The 25,668-nt window shown below is 46.5% G+C and carries 22 protein-coding genes and 1 pseudogene; 20 read left to right on the top strand and 3 right to left on the bottom strand.

Annotated elements, in window-relative coordinates; all coding sequences use genetic code 11:
* Window positions 1–13: 13 nt before the first annotated feature.
* The 7 genes from murA to JYJ62_RS06450 all read left to right on the top strand — a co-directional run bounded on the left by murA (window position 14) and on the right by JYJ62_RS06450 (window position 6,434).
* The gene (murA, locus tag JYJ62_RS06420) at window positions 14–1,279 is read left to right on the top strand and encodes a UDP-N-acetylglucosamine 1-carboxyvinyltransferase (RefSeq protein ID WP_205341388.1); all 1,266 of its coding nucleotides are present in this window, start codon (window positions 14–16) and stop codon (window positions 1,277–1,279) included.
* 4 nt (window positions 1,280–1,283) lie between these two features.
* Complete coding sequence (gene hisG / locus JYJ62_RS06425) at window positions 1,284–1,913, top strand: ATP phosphoribosyltransferase (protein WP_205341389.1); 630 nt, start codon at window positions 1,284–1,286, stop codon at window positions 1,911–1,913.
* 127 nt (window positions 1,914–2,040) lie between these two features.
* The gene (gene hisD / locus JYJ62_RS06430) at window positions 2,041–3,354 is read left to right on the top strand and encodes a histidinol dehydrogenase (RefSeq protein ID WP_205341390.1); all 1,314 of its coding nucleotides are present in this window, start codon (window positions 2,041–2,043) and stop codon (window positions 3,352–3,354) included.
* Window positions 3,355–3,446: 92 nt separating this feature from the next.
* Window positions 3,447–4,502 (top strand): histidinol-phosphate transaminase, encoded by a 1,056-nt coding sequence (hisC, locus tag JYJ62_RS06435; protein ID WP_205341391.1) that lies wholly within the window; start codon window positions 3,447–3,449, stop codon window positions 4,500–4,502.
* Between the two features lie 50 nt (window positions 4,503–4,552).
* On the top strand, window positions 4,553–5,095 hold the full coding sequence (orn, locus tag JYJ62_RS06440) for an oligoribonuclease (protein ID WP_205341392.1): 543 nt from the start codon (window positions 4,553–4,555) through the stop codon (window positions 5,093–5,095).
* 237 nt (window positions 5,096–5,332) lie between these two features.
* Entirely contained in the window at window positions 5,333–5,983 is a 651-nt protein-coding gene (gene erdR / locus JYJ62_RS06445) for a response regulator transcription factor ErdR (RefSeq protein WP_205341705.1), read from the top strand.
* 82 nt (window positions 5,984–6,065) lie between these two features.
* Complete coding sequence (locus tag JYJ62_RS06450; RefSeq protein WP_205341393.1) at window positions 6,066–6,434, top strand: diacylglycerol kinase; 369 nt, start codon at window positions 6,066–6,068, stop codon at window positions 6,432–6,434.
* A gap of 23 nt (window positions 6,435–6,457) precedes the next feature.
* Here the strand turns inward: JYJ62_RS06450 and metR are convergent, their stop codons facing one another.
* Window positions 6,458–7,378 (bottom strand): transcriptional regulator MetR, encoded by a 921-nt coding sequence (metR, locus tag JYJ62_RS06455; protein ID WP_205341394.1) that lies wholly within the window; start codon window positions 7,376–7,378, stop codon window positions 6,458–6,460.
* A 115-nt stretch (window positions 7,379–7,493) separates the two neighbouring features.
* Between metR and metE the strand changes: the two genes are divergently transcribed.
* On the top strand, window positions 7,494–9,785 hold the full coding sequence (metE, locus tag JYJ62_RS06460) for a 5-methyltetrahydropteroyltriglutamate--homocysteine S-methyltransferase (protein WP_205341395.1): 2,292 nt from the start codon (window positions 7,494–7,496) through the stop codon (window positions 9,783–9,785).
* 237 nt (window positions 9,786–10,022) lie between these two features.
* On the opposite strand, the gene JYJ62_RS06465 is transcribed toward metE, so the two are convergent.
* On the bottom strand, window positions 10,023–10,868 hold the full coding sequence (locus JYJ62_RS06465; protein ID WP_205341396.1) for an ABC transporter substrate-binding protein: 846 nt from the start codon (window positions 10,866–10,868) through the stop codon (window positions 10,023–10,025).
* A gap of 88 nt (window positions 10,869–10,956) precedes the next feature.
* On the opposite strand from JYJ62_RS06465, the gene JYJ62_RS06470 reads away from it, so the two are divergent.
* The 9 genes and pseudogenes from JYJ62_RS06470 (at window position 10,957) to JYJ62_RS06510 (ending at window position 21,728) form a co-directional block, all read left to right on the top strand.
* Complete coding sequence (locus JYJ62_RS06470; protein ID WP_205341397.1) at window positions 10,957–13,599, top strand: EAL domain-containing protein; 2,643 nt, start codon at window positions 10,957–10,959, stop codon at window positions 13,597–13,599.
* A gap of 716 nt (window positions 13,600–14,315) precedes the next feature.
* Window positions 14,316–14,753, top strand: a complete 438-nt coding sequence (locus JYJ62_RS06475) for a hypothetical protein (protein WP_205341398.1) — start codon at window positions 14,316–14,318, stop codon at window positions 14,751–14,753.
* 83 nt (window positions 14,754–14,836) lie between these two features.
* A pseudogene (locus tag JYJ62_RS06480) lies at window positions 14,837–15,585 on the top strand (SDR family NAD(P)-dependent oxidoreductase).
* A 151-nt stretch (window positions 15,586–15,736) separates the two neighbouring features.
* Window positions 15,737–16,522 carry a DUF1329 domain-containing protein gene (locus tag JYJ62_RS06485; RefSeq protein ID WP_232365732.1) on the top strand — a complete coding sequence of 262 codons (786 nt, stop codon included), beginning with the start codon at window positions 15,737–15,739 and terminating at the stop codon, window positions 16,520–16,522.
* Window positions 16,523–17,200: 678 nt separating this feature from the next.
* A complete protein-coding gene (locus JYJ62_RS06490) occupies window positions 17,201–18,094 on the top strand; it encodes a LysR substrate-binding domain-containing protein (protein ID WP_205341399.1) in 894 nt (297 codons plus the stop codon).
* 127 nt (window positions 18,095–18,221) lie between these two features.
* A complete protein-coding gene (locus JYJ62_RS06495; protein ID WP_205341400.1) occupies window positions 18,222–19,229 on the top strand; it encodes a TRAP transporter substrate-binding protein in 1,008 nt (335 codons plus the stop codon).
* Window positions 19,230–19,462: 233 nt separating this feature from the next.
* Window positions 19,463–19,891 (top strand): TRAP transporter small permease subunit, encoded by a 429-nt coding sequence (locus JYJ62_RS06500; RefSeq protein WP_269751406.1) that lies wholly within the window; start codon window positions 19,463–19,465, stop codon window positions 19,889–19,891.
* 15 nt (window positions 19,892–19,906) lie between these two features.
* Window positions 19,907–21,214, top strand: a complete 1,308-nt coding sequence (locus JYJ62_RS06505; RefSeq protein WP_205341402.1) for a TRAP transporter large permease — start codon at window positions 19,907–19,909, stop codon at window positions 21,212–21,214.
* A 22-nt stretch (window positions 21,215–21,236) separates the two neighbouring features.
* Window positions 21,237–21,728, top strand: coding sequence for a universal stress protein (locus JYJ62_RS06510; RefSeq protein ID WP_205341403.1), 492 nt, complete (start codon window positions 21,237–21,239; stop codon window positions 21,726–21,728).
* Window positions 21,729–21,793: 65 nt separating this feature from the next.
* Here JYJ62_RS06510 and gloA read toward each other — a convergent pair whose 3' ends face one another.
* Window positions 21,794–22,204, bottom strand: coding sequence for a lactoylglutathione lyase (gene gloA / locus JYJ62_RS06515; RefSeq protein WP_205341404.1), 411 nt, complete (start codon window positions 22,202–22,204; stop codon window positions 21,794–21,796).
* A gap of 233 nt (window positions 22,205–22,437) precedes the next feature.
* Here gloA and JYJ62_RS06520 point away from each other — a divergent pair, with 233 nt between their 5' ends.
* The 3 genes from JYJ62_RS06520 to JYJ62_RS06530 all read left to right on the top strand — a co-directional run bounded on the left by JYJ62_RS06520 (window position 22,438) and on the right by JYJ62_RS06530 (window position 25,657).
* The gene (locus JYJ62_RS06520) at window positions 22,438–23,661 is read left to right on the top strand and encodes an aromatic ring-hydroxylating oxygenase subunit alpha (protein ID WP_205341405.1); all 1,224 of its coding nucleotides are present in this window, start codon (window positions 22,438–22,440) and stop codon (window positions 23,659–23,661) included.
* A 101-nt stretch (window positions 23,662–23,762) separates the two neighbouring features.
* Complete coding sequence (locus tag JYJ62_RS06525; protein ID WP_205341406.1) at window positions 23,763–24,743, top strand: PDR/VanB family oxidoreductase; 981 nt, start codon at window positions 23,763–23,765, stop codon at window positions 24,741–24,743.
* Between the two features lie 38 nt (window positions 24,744–24,781).
* The gene (locus JYJ62_RS06530; RefSeq protein ID WP_205341407.1) at window positions 24,782–25,657 is read left to right on the top strand and encodes an NAD-dependent epimerase/dehydratase family protein; all 876 of its coding nucleotides are present in this window, start codon (window positions 24,782–24,784) and stop codon (window positions 25,655–25,657) included.
* Window positions 25,658–25,668 lie beyond the last annotated feature (11 nt).

The raw sequence follows: 25,668 nt of genomic DNA on the forward strand, positions 1-25,668 counted from the left end.
AAACGAGATTCTAATGGATAAGCTAATTATTAGCGGAGGTCATCGTTTAGACGGTGAGATTCGTATTTCAGGCGCGAAGAACGCTGCGTTGCCTATTCTTGCGGCAACTTTATTGGCCAGCGCGCCGGTGACTGTGTGCAACTTACCGCACCTGCACGATATTACCACGATGATTGAGTTGTTTGGCCGAATGGGCATTGAACCGGTTATTGATGAAAAGCTGAGTGTCGAAATTGATCCGCGCACGATTAAAACGCTGATTGCACCCTATGATTTAGTGAAAACCATGCGTGCGTCTATCTTGGTACTTGGACCGATGGTTGCGCATTTTGGCCAAGCTGAAGTGGCTTTGCCTGGTGGTTGTGCGATTGGTTCACGTCCAGTTGATTTACACATCCGCGGTTTAGAAGCTTTGGGTGCGATCATTACTGTAGAAGATGGTTATATTAAAGCTAAAGCACCGGAAGGTGGTTTGCGTGGCGGTAACTTCTTCTTTGATATTGTCAGCGTGACCGGCACTGAAAATATTCTAATGGCGGCGACTTTAGCTAAAGGCCGCACCACGCTAGAGAACGCTGCGCGTGAACCAGAGATTATTGACTTAGCCAACTGCCTGATCGCCATGGGTGCAAAAATTCAAGGCGCAGGTACTGATACCATTATTATTGACGGTGTCGAAAAGCTGGGTGGCGCGCGTTATCATGTGATGCCTGATCGTATTGAAACTGGCACATACTTGGTTGCAGCAGCGGTTACAGGTGGTCGCGTTAAGCTGAAAGACACTGATCCAACTATTCTTGAAGCGGTGCTCTCTAAGCTGCAAGAAGCCGGTGCAGAAATCACCACTGGGGACGATTGGATTGAGCTGAATATGCACGGCAAGCGTCCGAAAGCAGTCAGTGTACGCACCGCACCATATCCTGCGTTTCCAACCGATATGCAAGCGCAATTTATTGCCTTGAATGCATTGGCGGAAGGTACGGGCACCGTGATTGAAACCATCTTTGAAAACCGCTTTATGCACGCGTTAGAAATGCAGCGCATGGGTGCGAAAATTCAAATTGAAGGTAATACCGCGATTGTCACAGGCATCCCTATGCTGAAAGCTGCGCCTGTCATGGCGACAGATTTACGCGCTTCAGCCAGCTTAGTGATTGCTGCCCTGATGACCGAGGGTGACACTCTGATTGACCGCATTTATCACATTGACCGTGGTTACGAATGTATCGAGGAAAAAATGCAACTCCTCGGTGCGAAAATCCGTCGAGTACCGGGCTAGTCTTATGTTAACTATTGCATTGTCAAAAGGTCGGATTCTGGACGATACCTTGCCGCTGTTAGAGCAAGCGGGTATTGTGCCGACCGAAAATCCAGAAAAAAGTCGTAAATTGATCATCCCTACCACACGTGATGATGTGCGTTTACTGATCGTACGTGCCACCGATGTGCCAACCTATGTTGAGCTGGGCGCCGCTGACTTAGGTGTCGCTGGTAAAGACGTACTACTTGAGTACGGTGGTCAAGGTTTGTATGAACCACTCGACTTACAGATTGCTAAGTGTAAGTTGATGACTGCCGGCCCTGTTGATACGCCTGAGCCAACGGGCCGTTTACGCGTCGCAACTAAGTTCGTTAATGTGGCTAAACGCTACTATGCTGAGCAAGGTCGCCAAGTTGATATCATTAAGTTGTACGGCTCTATGGAGCTGGCGCCGCTAGTGGGTTTGGCTGATAAAATTATTGATGTGGTTGATACGGGTAATACCTTGCGCGCCAATGGTTTGGAGCCGCAAGAACTGATCGCACATATCAGTTCGCGTTTAATCGTCAATCGTGCCTCGATGAAGATGAAGCACGCGGATATTCAAGCGCTAATTAATACCCTAAGTGCTGCGATTAACGCACGACACTGATAGTAATGTCTGCTTGTGTGCTGATGCACACGACCTATCTGCGTCATAGCCGAATTGATCGGGTGCCCGCGCAGAAGGTTTGCTAGTCTGGCGGCGCCCGAATGTTTGTTTATTATAGAGGCCCGCTATGACTGCAGTGACTATTGTTCGACGTTTAAATGCCCAAGATGCAGATTTTAACACCCAACTTGATCAGCTATTAAGCTGGGAAAGCGTTTCTGATGCCAGCGTTAATCAACGCGTACTGGATATTATTGATAATGTGCGTACGCGTGGTGATGCTGCATTAGTCGATTATACCCGTCAGTTTGATGGTCTTGATGTCGCGCAGATGAGTGATTTGATTCTGCCACGCGAGCGTCTTGAGTTGGCGTTAACTCGTATTACTCCTGAGCAACGTATTGCGCTGGAAACCGCGGCTGAACGTGTGCGTCTGTACCATGAGCGTCAGGTGCAAGACTCATGGCGTTACCAAGAAGCTGATGGCACCGTGCTGGGCCAAAAAATCACCCCTCTGGATCGCGCGGGTCTTTATGTGCCTGGTGGTAAAGCATCCTATCCTTCTTCTGTATTGATGAACGCCATTCCTGCGAAAGTGGCTGGCGTACCTGAAGTCGTGATGGTGGTGCCTACCCCGCGTGGCGAAATTAACGAGTTAGTACTGGCTGCCGCGGCGATTGCTGGTGTCGATCGTGTCTTTACCATTGGTGGTGCGCAAGCTGTTGCTGCGTTGGCCTACGGTACTGAAAGTGTACCGCCGGTGGATAAAATTGTTGGTCCTGGCAATATCTATGTGGCCACGGCTAAGCGCCACGTATTTGGTAAAGTCGGCATCGATATGATCGCTGGACCTTCCGAGATTCTAGTGGTGTGTGATGGCAAAACTGATCCTGATTGGATTGCCATGGATTTGTTTTCACAAGCGGAGCACGATGAAGACGCACAATCCATTCTGCTCAGTCCTGATGCGGACTTTCTCGACCGCGTTGAGGAAAGTATGCAGCGTTTATTGCCGACCTTAGAGCGTGAAAGTATTGCCCGCGTGTCACTGCGTGAGCGTGGTGCATTGATTCATGTTGCTGATATGACGCAAGCCATTGAAGTGGCTAACCGTATTGCTCCAGAGCACTTAGAGTTGTCGGTAGAGAACCCAGAAGAACTGCTACCGTTGATTCGTCATGCGGGTGCGATCTTTATGGGCCGTTACACTGCTGAAGCTTTAGGTGATTACTGTGCCGGGCCGAACCACGTGTTGCCGACATCTGGCACCGCACGCTTTTCGTCACCGTTAGGGGTGTATGACTTCCAGAAGCGTTCGTCGATTATTTACTGCAGTCCTGAAGGTGCCTCTGAGTTGGGTAAAACAGCATCAGTTTTGGCGCGCGGTGAGTCATTAACGGCGCATGCGCGATCAGCAGAGTATCGTATTAAAGCGGATTAAAATGATAGTTTAATCGCCCCCAAGGGCGGTTGTTGAGCATTTAAATCGTCAGACATGGGTGTGACGATTGACCCAGTTTAGGAGCGCAACACGTGAGTAAGTTTTGGAGTCCTTTTGTTAATAGCCTCGTGCCTTATGTGCCTGGCGAACAACCGAAGATTGATCGTTTAGTGAAGCTCAATACCAACGAGAATCCTTATGGACCCTCGGCTAAAGCGATCGCTGCGATGCAGGCGCAAATGAACGATGATCTGCGTCTGTACCCTGATCCCAATAGTGATCTACTCAAACATGCCGTGGCTGATTACTACTCGGTGGGTCCGCAGTACGTGTTCGTCGGTAATGGTTCCGATGAAGTGCTTGCGCATGCTTTCCATGCTTTGTTTCAGCATGACAAACCGCTGTTGTTTCCGGATATCAGCTATAGCTTTTATCCCGTGTATTGCGGTTTGTATGGTATTAAACAGCAGGTCGTTGCGTTGGATGAAAACTTCCAAATTCGTGTGGCTGATTATCAGCAGCCTAATGGCGGCATTATCTTTCCTAACCCGAATGCACCGACGGGCTGCTTGTTAGAACTCGATAAGATTGAGCAGGTTTTAACAGCCAATCCTGATTCAGTGGTCTTGGTGGATGAAGCTTATATTGATTTTGGTGGTGATTCAGCGATCAGCTTGGTAAAAAAATACGATAACTTGTTGGTCACGCAAACCTTGTCAAAATCACGTTCCTTGGCCGGTTTACGGGTTGGCATTGCTGTGGGCCATCCTGATTTGATCGAAGGTTTGGAGCGCGTGAAAAATAGCTTTAACTCCTATCCGCTCGATCGTGCTGCTATTGCCGGTGCCGCCGCTGCTTTTGCTGATGCAGATCACTTCCACTTCACCCGCAATAAAGTTATTGCTAGTCGTGAGTGGGTGGTTGAAGCATTAAGTGCGCTAGGTTTTGAAGTGCTACCGTCTGCTGCCAACTTTGTCTTTGCACGCCATAAGAGCCGTGATGCACAAGAGTTGGCTGCGCAATTGCGAGAGCAAGGCGTGCTGGTACGTCACTTTAAACAGGAGCGTATTGAGCAATTTTTACGCATCAGCATCGGTACTGATGAGCAGAATCAAATATTGATTGATGTCTTAAAAAACTGCATTTAAACCACCCGTCTGTCGCGGTGTCGGCAGGTTGCATAACGTTGAGGTGAGCCATGTACAGTGCACAAAACTTAATTTGGATTGATTTGGAAATGACCGGGTTGGATACCGATAATGACCTGATCATTGAAATGGCCACTATCGTGACCGATAGCCAGCTCAATATCCTCGCAGAAGGCCCTGTACTGGCGATTCACCAGTCGGATGAAGTGCTTGCTGGTATGGACGAGTGGAATACGCGTCAGCACGGCGGCAGTGGTTTAACTCAGCGTGTACGTGAGAGTCGTATTACTGAAGCTGAAGCTGAAGCTGAGACCATTGCTTTTTTAGAAAAATGGTTACCGGCCAATGCTTCGCCTATTTGCGGCAATAGTATTTGCCAAGATCGCCGTTTTTTATACCGATATATGCCTAAGCTTGAAGCCTATTTCCACTACCGTAATTTAGATGTCTCAACGGTTAAAGAGCTGGCTGCGCGCTGGGCACCAGAGATTCGTGATGGTTTTAAAAAAGGTGAGGCGCACTTGGCTTTGGCAGATATCCAAGACTCAATCGCCGAGCTGAAGTATTACCGCGAACACTTTATTCGTTACTAATACTCAATATGGCACTATGCCATTGAATAATGAGATTTTTTCTTCGTAATATAAGACCTTTGGCTAGGTTTTCTGTACTATGAGTCGTAGATTGTAAGACAAAATACATTAGCATATATGCTTGTGATTACCTGTATAGACGTGAGGGCGGTACGTTATGGTCTTATATGTGGCCGCTTCGACACTGAACGGTAAGGTACACAGCGCTACTATAATAAAGAAACAGGATCCTAAATGATGGCTGCCTATGAAATACTGATTACAGATGACCACCCATTATTCAGAAGTGCTTTGCGTCAAGCACTGACGCTGAGTTTGGGGAGTGCTGTACGTTTAGTCGAAGCAGAAAATATTGCGCAGCTTGAAAGTTGTTTGCAAGAAAAATCAGATTGGGACTTAGTGTTGCTGGATTTAAATATGCCAGGCGCACATGGTTTTTCTGGGTTGGTGTTACTGCGGGGGCAGTATCCACAAATTCCAGTGATGATGATCTCAGCACAAGAAGAATCTACAGTAATGGCTCGTGCACGTGAGTTTGGTGCTAGCGGTTTTATTCCAAAGTCCAGCGCATTAGAAGATATTCAAAAAGCCGTACAAGTTGTTTTAGATGGCGATGTTTGGTGGCCTGCACAAACAGCTGCCACCGCTGCAGTGACCGCAGACGAAAAAGCTGCCAGTGCAGGCTTAGCTAGCTTAACGCCACAGCAGTTCCGTGTTCTGACGATGGTTTGTGATGGTTTGCTCAATAAGCAAATCGCTTACGACTTAAACGTGTCAGAGGCAACTGTCAAAGCGCATGTTACCGCAATTTTCCGTAAGCTAAATGTACGTACACGTACGCAAGCTGCTTTATTGTTGCAGCAAATGGAATCTATTCCACAAAGCTAAATAGTCCTTACGTCAGTAGTGTGATTGGGCAAGGACGCCATGCTGATGTTGTTCGTTGTGTCACTGCTTAGAAAAGGTATTTATGTCATCGCCATTTAAAGGCCAAGCCGGTGTTCGGCGTATTGTTAATGCTGCTGGCTATTCATGGGCTGGCCTACGTGCCGCGTTTGTTGGTGAGGCTGCGTTTCGTCAACTGCTGTTACTCAACGCTATTTTAATTCCGATCAGTTTCTTTCTCGATGTGTCTCGTGGCGAGCGAGCCTTAATGGTGGCGGTGTGTTTACTGTCGTTAATAATCGAACTGTTTAACTCAGCGATTGAAGCCGCGATTGACCGTATTTCCTTAGAGCGACATCCTCTGTCTAAAAATGCTAAGGATATGGGTAGCGCCGCGCAAATGGTTGGCATGAGCGTCATTGCCGTAGTCTGGGCAATGATCTTGCTGGGCTAGCCACGCATGAGTCTGTAGTGCGGTTATTCTTTAACCGCACTCACACCGGCTAATGTGGTAAATGATGTGTCTTTAGCCGTCAGTAAAAAATCCTTCATAAACGCAGCATCGAGCATATCGGTACGCACCGCTGCATAGAGAGTCGAGAACAGACCGTCTTCACCTAAGCGACGAGCACTGACATAGCCCTTAGAGCTGTATTCATGCATTGCCCAGTTCGGTAAGCAACAGACCCCGCGGCCACTGGCCACCAATTGCATCATCATCACCGTGAGTTCAGAGGTGCGTACTTGTGCCGGCTCGACATCGGCGGGCTCTAAAAAGTGATTGAAAATATCCAAGCGATCGTGATCGACTGGGTAGGTGATCAGCGTCTCATTACGTAAATCTTCAGGTTCTACATAGGCTTTCTGCGCCAGAGGATGCTGTTTTGCCACGGCTAACAGGGCTTCATAAGTAAACAGTGGGATATAGCTGATACCGGTGAGCTCAACAGGATCAGACGTCACCACTAAATCCAGATCGCCACGCGCTAATGCTGGTAACGGCGCAAAAGAGAAGCCTGAGGCCAAATCCAATTCTACTTCCGGCCAAGCATCACGAAACTGATCAATGGTCGGCATCAGCCATTGAAAACAACTGTGGCATTCAATGGCCATATGCAAACGTCCAGCCGAGCCACCTTGTAAGCGCGTAATATCACGCTCCGCCCCGCGCATCAGCGGTAACACTTCATCGGCCAATCTGAGTAAACGTAAGCCGGCACTGGTAAAACGTACCGGTTTGGTCTTACGCACGAACAGTTGCATATCGAGGCGCTCTTCCATTTCTTTAAACTGGTGGGAGAGGGCTGATTGGGTGAGGTGCAGACGTTCTGCTGCCTCGACTAAGCTGCCTGCATCACGTAAAGCGCCGAGCGTCTTGAGGTGGCGAATATCCAACATGAGAATTCCTTAAGTGGCAACATGAATAAAACTATTGATCATCGATAATATTTTGAGTTTGTCTCATTCACGCTCGACCATGACAATAGCGCCATTAACTTAGAGGAGAGCAATCATGGCCGTAGCACATAACTTAGGTTTTCCCCGCATTGGTGGCGATCGCGAATTAAAAAAAGCAGTTGAAGCGTATTGGAAAGGCGACATTAATGTAGACAGTTTACGTCAAGTGGGCCGTGAATTGCGTGCTAAGCACTGGCAGATTCAGAAAGATGCCGGTCTAGACTTAGTACCGGTCGGGGACTTTGCTTGGTACGACCAAGTCTTGACTCACTCACTGACTTTCGGTGTCGTTCCAGAACGTTTTGTTAAAGCGGGCGAAAAACCAACGCTTGATACCTTATTTGCCATGGGCCGTGGTGTTGTAGAGAGCAGTTGTTGTGGCGGTGCTCACGCTCAAGAAATGACCAAATGGTTTGACACTAACTACCACTATTTAGTACCCGAGCTGACTGCAGACCAAGAGTTTTCTTTAAGCTGGGAGCAGTTGTTTGAAGAAGTTGACGAAGCTTTAGAGCTGGGTCACAACGTTAAACCTGTGGTGATCGGTCCATTGACTTGGTTATGGTTGGGGAAAGTGAAAGGCGAAGAGTTTAACAAACTAGACTTACTCGATAAATTACTGCCAATCTATGGCGAAATTTTTCAGCGCTTGGCTGCACAAGGTGTTGAGTGGGTACAAGTTGATGAGCCGATTCTGAGCCTTGATTTACCACAAGAGTGGAAAAATGCGTTTGAGCGAGCCTATAACTTGCTACAACGTGAGCCGATTAAGAAGTTAGTTGCGACGTATTTCTCTGGTCTAGAAGATAACCTCGGTTTAGCCGCAGCATTACCTGTTGATGGCTTACACATCGACCTCGTACGTGCACCAGAACAGTACCCAACGATTTTAGACCGTCTACCTGCTTATAAAGTGTTATCACTGGGTGTCGTTAACGGCCGGAATGTATGGCGCTGTGATCTGGAGAAAGTATTAGAAACGCTTAAGCATGCGCACGAGCGTTTAGGCGACCGTTTATGGGTGGCACCATCCTGTTCATTACTGCACAGCCCGGTTGATTTAAACCGTGAAGATCAGCTCGATGAAGAATTAAAAAGCTGGCTCGCCTTTGCTGTACAAAAGTCAGCAGAAGTGGCCATCTTAGCTGAAGCACTGAACAACCCAGACAACCCAAAAGTTAAAGCCGCACTGGCTGAGAGCCGTAAAGTGCAAGAGAGCCGCGCCAATTCACCTCGTATTCACAAGCCCGAAGTACAGGTGCGTTTAGCGGCAGTTACCGCAGCAGACAGCCAACGTAAATCAGTCTTTGCTGAACGTATCAAGCTGCAACGTGAGCGTTTGGATTTACCACTGTTCCCAACCACCACGATTGGTTCGTTTCCACAGACCGCTGAAATCCGTGGGACACGTTTAGCGTTCCGTCAGGGCAAACTGAACGAAGCAGACTACAAACATGCAATGCAGAAAGAAATCCAGCACGCAGTTAAAGTGCAAGAAGAGCTAGACCTTGATGTGTTAGTACACGGCGAAGCCGAGCGTAACGATATGGTTGAATACTTTGCTGAGCAACTGGACGGCTACCTGTTCACCCGTTTTGGTTGGGTACAGAGCTATGGTTCACGTTGTGTAAAACCGGCGGTGATCTTCGGTGACTTAACCCGTCCGAAAGCGATGACCGTTGAGTGGATTGAATATGCACAGCAGCAGACGAATAAAATCATGAAAGGTATGCTGACCGGTCCCGTGACCATGCTGATGTGGTCGTTCCCGCGTGAAGACGTTTCACGTGAAGAACAAGCACGTCAATTGGCCCTCGCGATTCGTGATGAAGTGGTTGATCTGGAAGCCGCGGGCATCAAGATCATTCAGATTGACGAAGCGGCATTCCGTGAAGGTTTACCATTGCGCAAAGCTGAGTGGAAAAACTACTTGGATTGGGCCACTGAAGCTTTCCGTCTCACCGCCAGTGGCGTACGTGATGAAACGCAGATTCACACCCACATGTGCTACAGCGAGTTTAACGACGTGATCGACTCCATCGCAGCGATGGACGCGGACGTTATTACCATTGAAACTTCACGTTCAGATATGGAGTTGCTAGAAGCCTTTGAAACATTCCACTACCCGAACGACATTGGTCCAGGTGTGTACGATATTCACTCACCACGCGTGCCAGATAGCGAAGAAATGGCTAACTTGCTCCGTAAAGCAGCCAAGCGCATTCCAGTTGAGCACCTGTGGGCCAACCCCGATTGCGGTCTAAAAACTCGCGGCTGGCCAGAAACCAAAGCGGCCTTAGAGCACATGGTGGTCGCCGCTAAGCAGTTGCGTGAAGAGTACGCATAAAGCTTAAATGGGCTGGTCAGGTTGATTCGCTTGGAAATAAAGAAGACGCACAGTTGCGCAAGGGCTGTGCATTTTTTGGCAGGGTAGTGTGCATGTCGTTAGTAAGGTAGACGGCATGCACACTACAACTAATCAGGACCTTATCGGGTGGGGGAGTTGCATCCGTTGTTGCTGAGAGACGCTTAAAGTACTGTCCAGAATGAATGAGAGGGTCACTTGCGCTAGTACGAGGAGAAATTAGCCTTTAATTAATGCAATAGGAAGTAAGTTATTTTTTTGTGCAGCACGCTCAAGACGGCCGTCAATTTTGATTGCTTGTACAAAAATATTAATTCTTTCTAGCCATTCAGGTTGTCCTTTTTTAATGGCGTAAGCGTACTGAGTCTGCTCTGTCGCTTGCTTTGGCGTTAAGAGTTTTGCCCAGTCGTACATTTGCAGCATTTTTTGACCATAAGGATAATCTGTGATGAAGACATCGGCACGACCCGAGCGCACTTCAATCTCCCTTTGACTATTTTGTGTCACCGTCATGAGCTCGGCATTCTTTAAACTCTTGCGCATCGCTCCTTCCATATAAGTGCCCTTTTGCACACAGACGATAACATCAGGCTGATCCATCGATTCCCAGCTTTCAAGAATAGGGTTTGTTTTACTGGCAACACCATACATACTGCTACTTAGATAAGGTTCGCTATACTCGATTTTTTTAGCGCGTTCCTCTGTGATACCTACACCAAACATAGCGATATCGCATCGCTCTTGCTGTAGATCACTCATGAAAACGCCAAAGTGAGTGACGACATATTCAACCTCAACCCCCAAGTCCTTGGCCAGCTCTTGTGAGAGATCGATATCAATGCCTTCTAACTGGCCTGTTTTTTTGTTTTTGTAAGAGATAGAAAAATAATCAGGCCAGATACACACCTGTAATTTGCCCGATTGTTTGATTTTTTGTTCTGTGTCCGACACAGCAAAGGCGTTGTGCTGGAAGACTACACTGATCAAACATGAAAAGATAAAGCTCAGTAGTCGACGATTGAGGCGATTGTTTGTTAAAAAAATAAGTCTGGACTGTCGTCTCATATAGAATACCCACTGCTGATAGTCATGTTGGATAATAATGTAATGAGTTGTTGTATTGCTTCTTTATTCTATGGAATCTATTTGACCTGTGTTAGCTGATATCGTTTCTTTATTGAAAAATGCTGCTTTTCGCCAAAAGTGGGTTTTTCTTGCAGGATTATTCCTTTTGCTCTGTTTTTGGGGGGCACTGCAATATATTGCGCGTCAAGGTGACGCAAGAAGTCTCGCTGAGCAGGATACAAGCAATGCGGTCTTGCTGCATGCGCTTGAAGATACGGTCGTGCGGTCGTTTCAGTCGGTCAATAGCTCAATGCAAACGCTTGCTGAAAGTTTATCTGCACAAGCTTCTAGCTTGGATATTAATAATGTATTGCATGATCAATTACGTATTTCTCTACAGCTCAGAGCAATTGATCTGCTCGATACTGATGGAGTAGTGATTGCGTCTGTAACAAAAAGTAAGGGCAGTAACGGAGCTTATTCTTGTCTTGCTGTGCTTAAGAATGAACCATTGACGGAGTTTGTGCTTGAAACTCCGCGCAAGGGTCGTTACCCCAATGATCCTTTTGCCGCGCAGTCGGCCCATTCTTATATCCCCTTCTGTGTGCCTGTGCGTGATGCACAGGGTCAGTTATCACGGGTGCTGGTCGCCTCAATCAATCCTCAGTACTTTTACAATCTTTTCACCTCGGTTACTGAATCTTTTGGCTCGTATATCCACTTGTATCGCTACGATGGTGAAGAGCTCCTCGCATCGGGTGCAGTTGCGCCTGATTCTGCTTTCATCTTAAAGCGTGTTAAAGGAAAAAGTTGGGGGCAATTTCGTACAACCATTACTGAGCGTGAGTACTTGGTGAGCTATCGCTCGACGTCCTTGTTGCCGTTAATCTTGGTGTTAGTGTCTGATGAAGCGTTAGCGCTTGCTGCTTGGCGGCATGACGAGAGAATAATGCGCTTATTTTTGCTGGTTATTTCAATTATTACTCTTGTTGTGACGTTAGTGATTGCCATCCTACGTGAAAAACGCTGGCAAGCTCTTGGCGATATACACTTGCTAAGCACTGCTATTAGAAGTACGGCGAATGCCGTTTTTATTACGAATAAACAGGGTGAAATTCATTGGATTAACAACGCATTTACCGTGTTGACTGGTTATTCTTTTGCCGAGGTCAAAGGAAAAAATCCTAGGGTTTTAAACTCAGGCTATCAACAGAAAGATTTTTATAGTGCGTTATGGATGACCATTTTGTCTGGTCAAAGTTGGCGAGGCGAAGTCATTAACCGGCACAAGCTAGGCCATACTCTGATGGTTGAGCAGACGATTACACCTATTTTTGATGAACATAATAATATTGAGCATTTTATTGCCGTTCAGGAAGATGTCACTGCGCGTAAAAAAGCTGAGCAAAAAGCTTTGTATATCGCTGATCATGATTCTTTAACCGATTTACCGAATCGACGCTACTTTGAGCGACGCTTACATCAGGACTTTGCAAACTCCGAGCAAATGAACATGGCTGTTATATTTATCAATCTTGATCGTTTTAAAGATGTAAATGACACCATGGGCCATGCAGCAGGTGATGAGCTCTTAATCCATACCACAGCTAATCTGCAGAGCTTAATGAATGACAACTACTTACTGGCCCGCTTGGGTGGTGACGAGTTTGCGATATTAGTCAAAGAAGTAGAGAGCCAACAGCAGTTAACAAGCTTTGTTAGCAAGGTTGTTATGGCTATTACGAAGTCTTTTCATTTCGGTGATGGTGTGTTTAATATCACCTGCAGTGCTGGCGTTGCAATCGGTAATAGCAAAACATCCGATGCATCGAATATGTTACGCCAAGCAGATATGGCGATGTATCGTGCTAAGCATGCCGGTAAAAATACGTTTCGCTTTTTTGATGAGGGGATGGATGCACTGGTAAGACGACGTGTCTACCTTCAGCAACAGCTAGAAATAGCGTTGCGCTCAGAAACAGCCCTTAGTTTGCGTTACCAGCCACAGATTGAGACGACTACGGGGCATCTTTACGGTGCAGAAGCCCTGATGCGTTGGCAGATCGCTGATGGAGAGTGGGTCTCACCGAGTGAGTTTATCGCTCTAGCTGAGGAGACGGGGCAAATCCTAGACATAGGCGTTTGGCTAATGAAGAATTTATTTCAGCAAATGGCCGAATGGAATCGTCGTGGTGTGGCGTTTGGTAAGATTTCTATGAATATTTCTGCACTCCAGCTGGCCAGAGATTCTTTAGCTAAGCGCCTGTTGGGCATGATGAAGAGCTTTTCTATCCCCGTTGCACAGCTCTCTGTTGAAATTACAGAAACAACCCTGATGACCAATTCCGACAGTGTGATGGATAATCTGAAACAGCTTAAACAAGCGGGTGTCAGCTTATCGATTGATGACTTTGGTACGGGCTATTCGTCGATGAGCTATTTAAAGGCGCTTGATGCGAACCAATTAAAAATAGATCGTAGCTTTATTATTGGTATTGGTGGAGACGGTTCTGATGAGCATATTGTTCGTGCGACTATCGCATTAGCACACAATTTAAACCTTAAGACTGTGGCTGAAGGTGTTGATAGTGAAGAGCAACTCGCATTTTTAAAAGCGCTGTCCTGTGATTATATCCAAGGTTATCTTTTCGCTAAGCCTTTAACAGTCGAAGATTTTGAACGGTTTATTGCAGAGCGGCGCCCCAGAGATATAGCAAAGGATAATACGTAAGGTTGTATAAACACGCGGTGTCAATCGCACACGCCGCATAAGGTTAACCAGACACCACTTCAGATAAAATTTCCGCTCTAATATTGCTCTCAGTGCATGATATTCTGTCCAGTTGAATATCAGTGCGTCGCATGATGTCATCGATGCGTAAAGTACATAACACTTCTCCCATCCGAGCCGCAAAGGTTCACGGCGTACGCCATCACCATCTAATGCATTAATCACGCAAAGTGGCACATTCAGCATCCGACCACTCCACAGCGAGCGCGTCGCGGCTTAGTTTCAATAACAAATCGATTGTTATGCGACTAAAATCTAGTGCGTGTCCAGAGGGTTTATTGAGTTGTGTATTCCTTCTTCTTGATGCCGGTCACAGCGTCCTGGCTGACGATAATCACCATCGTTTTGAGAATCATACGTCGTCTGTATGGACGTGGCTTAGCGCGGCTAAAGTCGCTATTCGGCAGTGACTTCTCACTCTTTTATTTGTCTTAAAAATGCGTTTTTTGAGGTTGGGAAGCACCTGAGAGCGCCTTTTAATCATCGTCTCGACAGACGAGGAAATATCGACAAATAAGTCTTAAGTTGTTGACCCTTGCAGGCCGTAGAGCGGGTATTAACCTACCGTTGCTCACTGGGCTGCGCTATGACGCTGGTCGCCATAAATATCTTGTACCGGCGTATTTTAACAACAACGACTGAGGTGTGATGCAACGATGAATAACATGACAACGTGGTTTGAGAACGCAACTAAGTTCTTTCATCAGTGTGAATCAGCCAAAGGCTGGGAAAGTTGTAAGCAGTACGTGGCTGACGATGCTGAGTTTATTTGTCAGTCAGGTACCTATGCCGACGTGCATACAGTTGAAGGTTACGTGAGCAAAATTGCTGAGGTGTACTACGCTATTTTTAGAGAGGGTACCGACTATGTGCTGGAAGACGTCACTCATAATGAGAAGGGCACGATCGCTTTTTTTGGCACCAGTATTATTAAACATACAGGCCCCGACGGCCCAGTGGCACCGACCGGTAAAGTAGCAAAATCACACTTTGCTTATTTCCTCAGCCCTGATGAAAACGGCAAAGTGGCACGGATGATTAAAGTGTACGACGAGGCACAAACGCGCAGTCAATTGGGTTGGCCTGCAAAGTAATTCGTTGTGATCGTCGCAGCCTTGCTCGGTGCGGACTCGTTTGCGTACCGACTTAATAACAACAAGAGAAACTATTGATGACTATGCTTAAAGACAAAGTTGCATTGATTACCGGTGGCGGTCAAGGCGTCGGACAGGGGATTGCTTATGCCCTTGCCGCAGAGGGTGCCAAGGTTGCTGTTGCCGGTCGTACCCTGGCCACGTTGGAAGAAACTTGTGAAGAAATCCGTCGTCGCGGCGGCACAGCTATGGCAGTGATCTGTGATGTGATGAGCCAAGATGATATTGATCGCTGTGTTGCCGAGGTGGTCGAAGCCTTTGGTGGGCTGCAGATTCTGGTCAATAACGCACAGGTTGTACCTTTAGGGCGTCTGCTGGATGTCAGCGATGAAACCTTTATGAAGGGCATTGACTCTGGACCTTTGGCGACTCTGCGGATGATGCGCGCTGCTTATCCGCATCTCAAGGGGGATGGTGCGGTGATTAATCTGGCGTCCTCAGCTGCTGTGCGTTGGGACGCGACCGGCTATAGCCTATATGGGGCAACCAAAGAAGCCATACGCTCCATCAGTCGTGGCGCTGCTTGCGAGTGGGCGTGGATGGGATTCGCGTTAACGTGATTGCTCCGCATGCTTTATCTCCAGGCCTGAAAGGCTGGATTGATAGCAACCCGACTGAAGCAGAAGCGTTCTTCAATAGCATTCCATTGCGTCGCGTAGGTGAGTGTGAAGAGGATATTGGTCGCACCGTGGCTTTCCTCGTCAGTGATAACGCTCGTTATTTAACCGGAGCCACAATACCACTCGATGGCGGTCAAGCGTATTGGGGTTGATACCCTTATCCCTAGCAAGCACTTCATCAAGAGCCTGAGCTCACTTCAGGCAGAGAGATACTCAACACGAGTAACAGGACAATAATAATATGCAGTATCGATATTTACCCAGGCGCTGCCTGGCGATAGCTATGGCGTCAGTAACTGAAAGGTGAGCTGGGGGCGCGTTGCGACTCGTGCGCTGGCACCCGGTAATGAGCCAGGAAAAATTAAGCATACCCGCACAACAGAAAAATCGTCGTACTACATGAACGAAACAATACTGCCATTGCGTGACAGTGGTGAGGTACTCACTGGCTTGAATGCGTGGGACTACAGCACGTCGCCATTACAGAGTTGGCGCTATGATCCTGGCACTCGACGCGTACGACTGTCGCCGGGCTATGGTTATGACATGGTTTATCCTGGTACGGGTGGCTCCATGACTGTTGATGAAGTGAGGATCTATAGTAATAGTGGGCACCGTTACGATTGGAAGATAATCGGCAAGAAGGAACTATACATTCCTTACAATAACTACGGTATTCACTCTGAAAAATTAAAATACGATGACATCCTGAGCACAGGCCACATCAAACCCGAGGTGATGCGCTATGAACTGCATCGTGTTTGGGTTATTCGAGGAGAGCTTAAACCAGGATACCGCCATCTGTATGCCACGCGAGATATCTATGTTGATGAAGATAGCTGGTTTGCCATTATGGGTGACAATTACGACAGTCATGGCGAATTATGGCGCACCTCAGTGTTGAATTATATCCATCTCCCCGAGTTGCAAGGCTGGTTTTCTGGGGTTGGCTTATATCATGACTTGCTGTCGGGCGATTATTTAGCCTTTAACCTGATCAATGAGCGACCCACAGGTTATACGGTAAACAAAGGTGGACTTACTCCAAATAACTTTGGTCCTGATGCTGCTCGCCGTGCAGGCCGCTGATGCAAAATAATACTTAAGTCATAAAGCTAAATAAGGGACGGCTTACTATGTATCCCTTATCTTTAGTTGTATAGCTAAATCAGTATTAGCTGAATAATTAAAAAACGCGCAGTTTCGTAAGGAACTGCGCGTTTTTTAATACTTATTGATGAGTTGCTAAGTGACTAAGCATGAATTCTGCAGAGCGAATAGGTTTAAACTACAAGCATAACTTATCTATTAGCCTATGATTGCCTGAGACGAGTTTTGATCAACCCTCAGTCGAGACATAAAGCGTAATAGCGACGCTGTTGAACAATACATTGTCTGTTAAACACAGCAATCTCAATGCCAGCATCGTTGTGGTTTGACGCAGTCAGAGAACTGATATGGTTAGGCTTCATCTACGTTCGTCTGACCTTGAAGATTGACCTGTGTTCAAGCCTACAGAAAGCTATTTAATTAAGAGCAAAGTCAATCGTTCAGCCATGGGACAGGGGTGCTGCTGGTCCGTTACTACTGATCGCGATCAGAACTGTAAATGCTCCAGCGACTTTAGTTGTTAAGGTTTTAGTGCTGCCTTAAATCGTATGCCGATACCGCCATTACCGCTGTGCTTCTCATTGCTCTAGGCCGCGAGGAAGCAATAAGAATAGCAATGGTTTGATTTGCTTGTATCTGTCAAAAGGAACAAAAACTATGTTACATCTGCCTTTACTTAATGCGTTAAAAACCTTTGTAGTTGCCGCAGGACACCTCAACTTTACTCGTGCAGCAGACGATCTTTTGGTCTCACCGTCAGCAGTCAGTCACCAGATTCGAGTGCTTGAGGACTATCTTGAGGTCAAACTGTTTATCCGCCAGAACCGTGCCTTGTCGTTGACTCCAGAAGGTCTGCGTTTATATCAAGCCCTAAAACAGCCCTTTGATCAGATCGCTCGTGCCATTCAAGATACTGTCCGTAATCGCGATTCTGATTCTTTGCGCATAGCCCTGCGGCCGTTTTTTTCCGGTGGCTGGCTGGCGCATCGACTGAATGGCTTCTGGGGCAAGTGGCCGCAAATTAGGATTGATCTGATTCACACCATTAAAATAATGGACTTCAATACGGAAAATATTGATCTTGAAATTATCTGGGGCAAGGGTGATTGGCCTGACCTACAGTCTCATCTGTTAGTGCCAGGTAATTTGACACCGATTTGCAGTGCCGAATTCATCAAGGAACAGGGCCGTCCCTCCACGCCGGCGGATCTAGCTAAATATGTCCTCATTCATGACGAGGACCATTCTGCTTGGGATGCTTGGGTAGAGAAAGCCAACGCTGGCCCAGTGAATTTATCGGCGAACTTGACCATTGATGACACTAACGTTCGATTACAATCCATCCTTAATAATCAGGGCATTATGCTGGGGTGTCCGACTCTTTTGAAAGCATACCTTGCCGACGGCAGATTAGTGCAGCTCTTTGACATCTGCTTAGATACGTATTCGTACTATCTGGTCTATCCGAAAGACCTACAACTAACTAAAAATATGCAGATTTTTGTGGACTGGTTAATAGCCGAAGCGGGTATTGAACAAACAATGAGGTGAACTCATACAAGCGTGAGTACAGCTTCATTCTTGTTGTGTTTGTTTGTGACAATATATAAAAAAGCCGTGAGTGTTCATCACTGCTTTCTAATTACAATAATTATGCGCAAGCGAGTGGAGAAAAATAATGATAAAAACAACAAGTGCTATTTTAGGTCTTTCGCTAACTTTGTCCTTGACCCATGTCAATTCCGTAGTCGCGGCTGAAATGGTTTGGGATATGCCAAACGAATATCCATCAACCTCAGTCCAAGGACGAGGAGATAAAACCTTCTCGACGCTGTTGAAAGAGAAAAGCGCTGGTCAAATTAAAATTTCCCACCACTTCGGTGGTGCTTTGGGTTTGAAATCCAAAGATCAGCTGGATGCGGTAGGTGATGGTATCGTTCAGGTTGCTAATACCTTTATTCCTCCACTGGGTGGCGTTGATCCGATTTTCTTATTGTCATCTCTGCCGTTTCTGAGCTCTAACGCTGATGAAGCGCGTAAATTGTTTGACGCTGCTCGCCAGGACTATGATCGCGTACTCGCCAAGTTTAATCAGCGTTTGTTGTATTCTTCTCCATGGCCATCAAGTGGTATCTGGGGCAAGGAACCACTGGTGAGCCATAGCACTATCGATAACCTGAAAATGCGCACCTACGATGCCAATGGCACCATGGTGTTCCGCAGTATGGGTTCCGCACCTATCCAATTGAGTTGGGCCGATATTGTTCCACAGTTAAGTACGGGTGGAATTAATGCGGTACTGACCTCTATTGAGTCTGGACTGAGCTCTAGCTTCAACGATTACGTCACGCACTTCACTGCGATTAACTACGACAGCACCATCAATCTGGTTACGATGAACAGAGATGTTTGGGAGGATTTGACTCCGGAACTGCAAGCAGCAGTAACCGCTGCAGCCAAGGAAACCGAAGACCAGCTGTGGAGTAATGCCAATGAAGTTATCCGTAAAAGCTATGAGGAAGCAGAGCGTCGCGGTGTAACAATCGTGAGCGAGGTTCCAGAAGATTTCCGTAAAGAAATGAAGGATGCAGCAATTCCTGTCATTGAGTCTTGGACTAAAAAAATGGGTCCTAATGGTCCTAAGATCCTAAGCGCTTATCAAGATTCTATCAGCACTGCTCAATAAGCTTAGAGCCTGATGTGACTCTGGATAAGATTCGTCCAGTCTGCTGTTAATGGCGGGAGAGTCGAGTCCAGAGCGCATCAAAATGATCTTTTGTGATTGTTAATAAACGGGATGACCAAGTTATGAATAATCTCTTTATGAAATTCTTATGCACATTTGCATCTGGATTTTCTGTTGTTGCGAGTCGGCTTTCAACGGCTGGGGCCATTGGCGCTGTCATCCTTATGATCGGGATGACTTTGCATATTATGACAGAGATAGCACTTCGATATTTCTTCAGTACATCGACTTACGTACTGGATGAGTTTGTTGGTTATGGTGTTGCCGCCATGACCTTTTTAGCCTTGGGTCATACCTTTGAAAATAATGTACTGATCAGAGTGAACTTTGTCCTGCTTAAAATTCGTAGCAACATTCTACGTAAATTAGTAGAAATTAGCTGCGTGGTCATTACCTTGGTGATGTGCTCTTTCGTAGCCAGCTATTTCTGGAAAAGTGTAAGTCGTAACTTTGAGCGCGGTTCAACCAGTGAAACGATTGCTCAAGTCCCATTATGGATTCCTGAATCATTAGCCTTAATCGGTCTGATTATATTTGTTATTCAGATGTTGGCTTATGTATTGCGCTTGGTGTCTGGCAGCAAATTAATGTCTGAACAATAAAAAAGGTAAATGACTATGGACGTTCTATTAAGTATGGGCTTCATGCTGTTGCTGATTATACTTTTCCTTGGTCTTGGGATTTGGGTGTTTTCAGGGTTAATACTGGTTTCAATCGTTAGTCTGGCAGTCCTTGTCGACTTTCCGATGGACCGTATTGGGATTATTGCCAAATCTATTATGTGGCGCAGTTCCAGTGCTTGGGAGTTGTCAGCTATCCCGTTATTTATATGGATGGGCGAGATTATTTTCCGTACGGATATCTCCGACCGTCTGTTCCGTGGTTTAGCGCCATTGGTGCAATGGATGCCGGGCCGTCTTCTGCACACTAATATCTTGGGTTGTACGTTGTTTGCGGCGGTGAGTGGTTCTACATCGGCGACCACTGCTACGGTTGGGAAGATCACCACCTCTGCGCTGCGGGAGCGTAACTACAGTCAATCTCTGTCTATTGGTTCGCTGGCCGGTGCAGGTAGTCTTGGCTTGTTGATTCCGCCTTCAATCGTCATGATTATTTACGGTGTGATGGCTGAAGTATCCATTGCCAAGCTTTTCGCTGCAGGTATTTTGCCTGGATTGCTGGTGGCGTTTGTTTACTCCATGTACATCATTATTCGTTGTGTTATTAATCCATCGTTGGCACCCCGAGATGCTGAGCCGTTTAGTATTAAAGAGTGCATCAATGGATTGGGTAACCTGTTTCCGATTGTCGTTCTGATTGTAATGGTGCTGGGTAGTATTTATGCGGGTATCGCTACGCCATCAGAAGCCGCAGCAGTGGGTGTTGTGGTAACTATTCTGTTAACGGTTTTCATGCGCAGCTTCTCATGGAAAATCATCATTGACGCAGCTATGGGTGCTATCCGTACGTCTTGTATGGTGTGTTCTATCCTGATTGCAGCGGCACTGTTGTCAACCACCATTGGCTATTTGCATATTCCTGCTCAGTTAGTTGTGCTGATTGAGGGTATGGGGCTTTCTCCGTACGGACTGTTGCTGATTCTAGCGTTATTCTATGTCGTTCTTGGTTTCTTCCTGGATGGTATCTCTATCATCGTAATGAGCTTACCGATCACTCTGCCGCTGATTTTGTCTGCAGGCTTTGATCCGATCTGGTACGGCGTGTTTCTTGTATTGATGATTGAGTTGGCGCAGATGACACCACCAGTAGGGTTTAACCTGTTTATTCTTCAAGGACTAACGGGCGAACCAATCGGCACTATTGTGAAGGCTGCATTCCCGTTTTTCTTGCTGATGTGTCTCGTCGTTTTGCTGGTCAGCTTGTTCCCAAGCATTGTTCTGTTCTTACCGCAGCTGATGTCATGATGATCAATAGAGGACAAACCTTATGAATATGCCAAAAATTAACACGGTGCTGTACACCACATCTCTCGGCCCCTATACACGGCATGTGTATCGTTACGCGCTACAGTTGGCATACATTAATAATGCCGAGTTGATTATGTTACATATCATCAAACCTGTTGGGCTTATGGGTGAAGCGCTGATTAAGGAGTATTTACCTGCAGAGCTTATTGAAGAGGTTCATGATAAAGGTGTGAGTCGAGTCATGGAGAAAATGAAGGCACGAATTCATGACATCATGAGCGACGAAAGTAAAGAAATGGATCGATACAGCGGAGTGGTTATACGCCAGCTTGTGGTAACCGGACGTTACGATGAGACGATTCTGGAAGTTGCTGTCAATGAGGGGGCGGATGTGATCGTGATGGGCAGCGAAAACCGTGCCGGCATGCAAAGTGCTAAAACACAGCGCGTGATTCGAGGTTCAAAGATCCCTGTGTATGTTGTGCCGACAGGAAAACATTACCCGCAATAAAAATATATTCTGAATACGCACAGTGACAACAGTATAAAAACAGCGATCATTGATCGCTGTTTTTTTTATTGGGATATAGGCTCGTTTAACTCGATGATATAACCGTCTGGATCATAAATAAAACCTAGCATACGTGTGCCGTGGTTCATCGGTTTAGCCGGGCTGCGGATAGTAACCCCTTCCGCTTCGAGGTAGGCCATTGCGTCTTTTACGTTATCAACATTAAAAGCAATGTGCCCATACCCCGCGCCTTTTTCATAGGGTGCGTTGGTGTCCCAGTTATAGGTCAGTTCCAGTGTCGTGGTTTCATTCTCAGGACCATAGCCAATAAAAGTGTTGGTGAAGCGGCCTTCTGAATACTCATTCTGCCGTAAAACTTTCATACCCATAATACGAATATAAAAATCCAGAGACTTTTCCAAATCAGATACCCGAATCATGATGTGATCAAGTCGGAACAGTTGCTTTTTACTCATAGTCTGACAGCCATTTCTTGTTAATTATTCGAGACTTACGGTACCACAATCTATTTGTGAGCCAATATCGATGCATGCTGAGGTTTACTCACTCAGCCTTGAAATCTACTTGCTTCTCCATGCGTCGACGCTCTGACAATATGACATATGACAAGAATGAACGTTGTTAAGAGCCATCTGGTTGTGAAAAAAACTAATAAGAAAGCGTTGATCCTCACGGGAGTTTAATTGATATGAATATTAAAAAAACAATAAGTCCGATTCCAATGGAAGAGTTCAATATAAGTTATCCTGACGAAAAAGGTACGCCAATTTTTTCTTTGCCTCCTGAGTTGTATTGGTCTAAAGAGTTTTATGAATTTGAGTTAAATGCTGTTTGGCGCAGTGACTGGATTTGTGTTGGTCGCGCGAATGAAATTCCTAATGCGGGTGACTACAACACTATTACCATTGGCAATGATCCGTTGATCGTTATTCGTGATCGTAGTGGTGCTGTCAACGTAATGTCTAACGTGTGCCAGCATAAAGGCATGTTGATTCTTGAAGGTCGTGGTAATACCCGTCGTCTGCAGTGTCCATTGCACGCATGGGTATACAGCACTAAAGGTGATTTAGTTACAGCACCAGGTTTGAGTGATGTTGAAGAAGATTTCGATGTAAAAGACGTGTGCTTGCCCAAGATTCGCACTGATATGTGGGAAGGGTTTATTTTCATAACCTTTGATGAAACGATTCCATCGCTGCAAGATCGTTTAGGCCATCTGGGTGAGCAGATCAAAAACTATGGTTTGGCAGAGATGCGCGGTCCAGAGCCATTGGAAATGCAAACCTTTGACTGGAACTGGAAAATTTTCAACGACGAGTGCTACCACTGCGGCTATCTGCATGCCTCATCGTGGGGAGAGATGTACCCGCTACCGCCTTCAGCAGTAGACGAGGCCTCGATTTATAACGATGGCTCAAAAGGTATCGTTTCGTATGACTTGCTCAGTACTCATATCGATGCAGCACCGACCAATACAGGCACGATTCTGCAGCCACCATTACCAGGGCTGACGGACGAAGAGCGTAAGCGTCTCAGTTATATTACCGTCGCACCTAATATGTTTATCGTCGCTATGCCCGATAAGGTTAAATATTTTATCTGGTTACCTGCGGGTCCAAAACAGACCTTTTACGGAGTTTCTTGGTTGTATCCTGAAAGTACTCTAGCGCGCGATGATTTCAAGAAAAACTACGAGCAGGAACATACCGACCTGTGGCCGGTTATGGAAGAGGATCTGTTTGCGTGGAGAAGAACTCAGGCCGGAATGGAGTCTAGTTTTGCTACGCGCGGTCGTCTGACGTCTAAAGAGCAAGTTATTCATCGACTACAGAAGTGGCTGATTGATAAATACCGTGCTGAGGATGCGGCTGTACGAGCGCAGGACACTTCTGCATCAGCCAAGGTTGGCTAACAAAGCTATTAAGCAGGCTCGTTTAATCTGCGAGTCTGCTTAATTGTTACCCCCAGAATCAATGGTGTCTTTGCAGTGTTTACGGCACCCGGAGTGTGTTTATGGCTAATAACAAACAAATCACAGTCAAAGTGGCTGGCCGAAAACAGCTGAACGAAGACATTGTCGGATTAACGCTGGTTACTCTAGACGGTTCGCCACTACCGGACTGGAAGCCTGGTGCACACGTTGAAGTACAGCTGAATACAGGCAGCGGTACCGATCAGGACGCCGTTATGTTGCGTCACTACTCTTTGTGCGGTGACTACACCTGTACGGATAACTGGGAGTTGGCCATTTTGCGAGAGCAAAAGGGTCGTGGTGGTTCCCAATATATTCATGAAAAAATCAAAGAAGGGGATGTGGTTCAGGTTTCTATACCGCGTAATCATTTCCCTTTCAAATCTGATAAAAAAATACTGTTTATCGCCGGCGGTATTGGTATTACCCCGATTCTACCGATGATTCAACAGGCAAATAACGAAGGTCTTGACTGGCGCCTGGTGTATTTATCCAGAGAACGTGGCCGTATGGTGTATCTGGATCGATTTACCGGATACGACAGCAGTCGGATACGTCTGAACGGCGATGTTGAAGATGGTTACTGTGATCTGAATGAATTGTTAAGCACTTGCGATTCGGAAACAGCCGTCTACTCCTGTGGTCCGAAACCATTACTCGATGCCTTGGAAAAAATTCATGCTGAACAGAAAGATGCTGGCTGGAGTTTAACCATTGAGCGTTTTGCCGCCAGCGATGCCGCGCTTGACCAGAGTGGTTCTTTCGACGTAGTGATTAATAGTACCGGCGAGCGTATTCATATAGCGGAAGGGCATTCTATCCTTGAGACCTTGAGAGATAAGGGCATCAGAATAAAGTGTTCCTGTCGCGATGGTGTGTGTGGCACGTGTGAAACCGGCGTGTTGTCAGGCATTCCAGATCACCGTGACTCTGTGCTCTCTGAAGAAGAACGAGCGGACAATAATTACATGATGGTCTGTGTATCGCGAGCGTTTACCGACGAGTTGGTGCTGGATCTCTGAGGCCGGATGTACGTAATGAATTATCTGGAGAAAAACTAATGTCAATTAAGCGAGTAGTAGTAACCGGTGGATCTGGCCGGGTTGGCAGTTACGTCGTGCGCCAGCTATTAAAAGATTATGACGTGGTGATTGCCGACCTAGTGGCTGGTAATGCAGAGGCTGAATACGTTCAAGCCAACGTGATGGAACTTGATGAGTTGCGAGCTGCTTTTAAAGGCGCTGATGCTGTAGTGCACTTGGCTGCGATTGATTTTGACTGGAAGGCGCCAGACGAGCAGTACATTAATATTAACGTGCGCGGTACTTGGCACGTGCTGCAAGCTGCTGCTGAGATGGGCGTTAAAAAAGTGGTGCTGTGTTCTAGTATTTCTGCCTGCGGATTGTCCGAGATGCGCATTGACTGGACGCCGGAGTATCTGCCGGTAAATGAGCGTCATGACAATAAGCCTGTACAGGCCTATAGCGTTAGTAAGCTGGTTATGGAGCAGATGGCGAAGAGCTTTGTCGACGGTACCGATATGGACGTTATCTGTTTACGACCTCTTGCTGTGGTACTGAACGAAACGCTTGATGATTACATTAAGTTCGTCGACGCTGCTGATCGCCATTGGCTTTTTTACTATGTGACTGGCGAGGATGTTGCGAGCGCATTTGACGCCGCATTGAAAACTGAAGGATTGCGTTACGGGACTTTCTTCCTGAGTGCCGACGATACCTCACACCCTAAGCCAACTCTAGAGTGGTATCAAGACGTGATCGGACCATTGCCAACCATTGCTAATCCGCGCTTGTATCAGCAAAACCCACGAGCATCTATTTTTAGCAATCGTGATGCTAAAGAACTGTTGGGCTGGCAGCCAACGTCCAATTTTGATGAGTTACGAGCCCAAGCAAAGAACAGTCAAAATAAGTAACTAAGAATTAT

Source organism: Denitrificimonas caeni (genome assembly GCF_905120345.1).
Taxonomy (GTDB): Bacteria; Pseudomonadota; Gammaproteobacteria; order Pseudomonadales; family Pseudomonadaceae; genus Denitrificimonas; species Denitrificimonas caeni_A.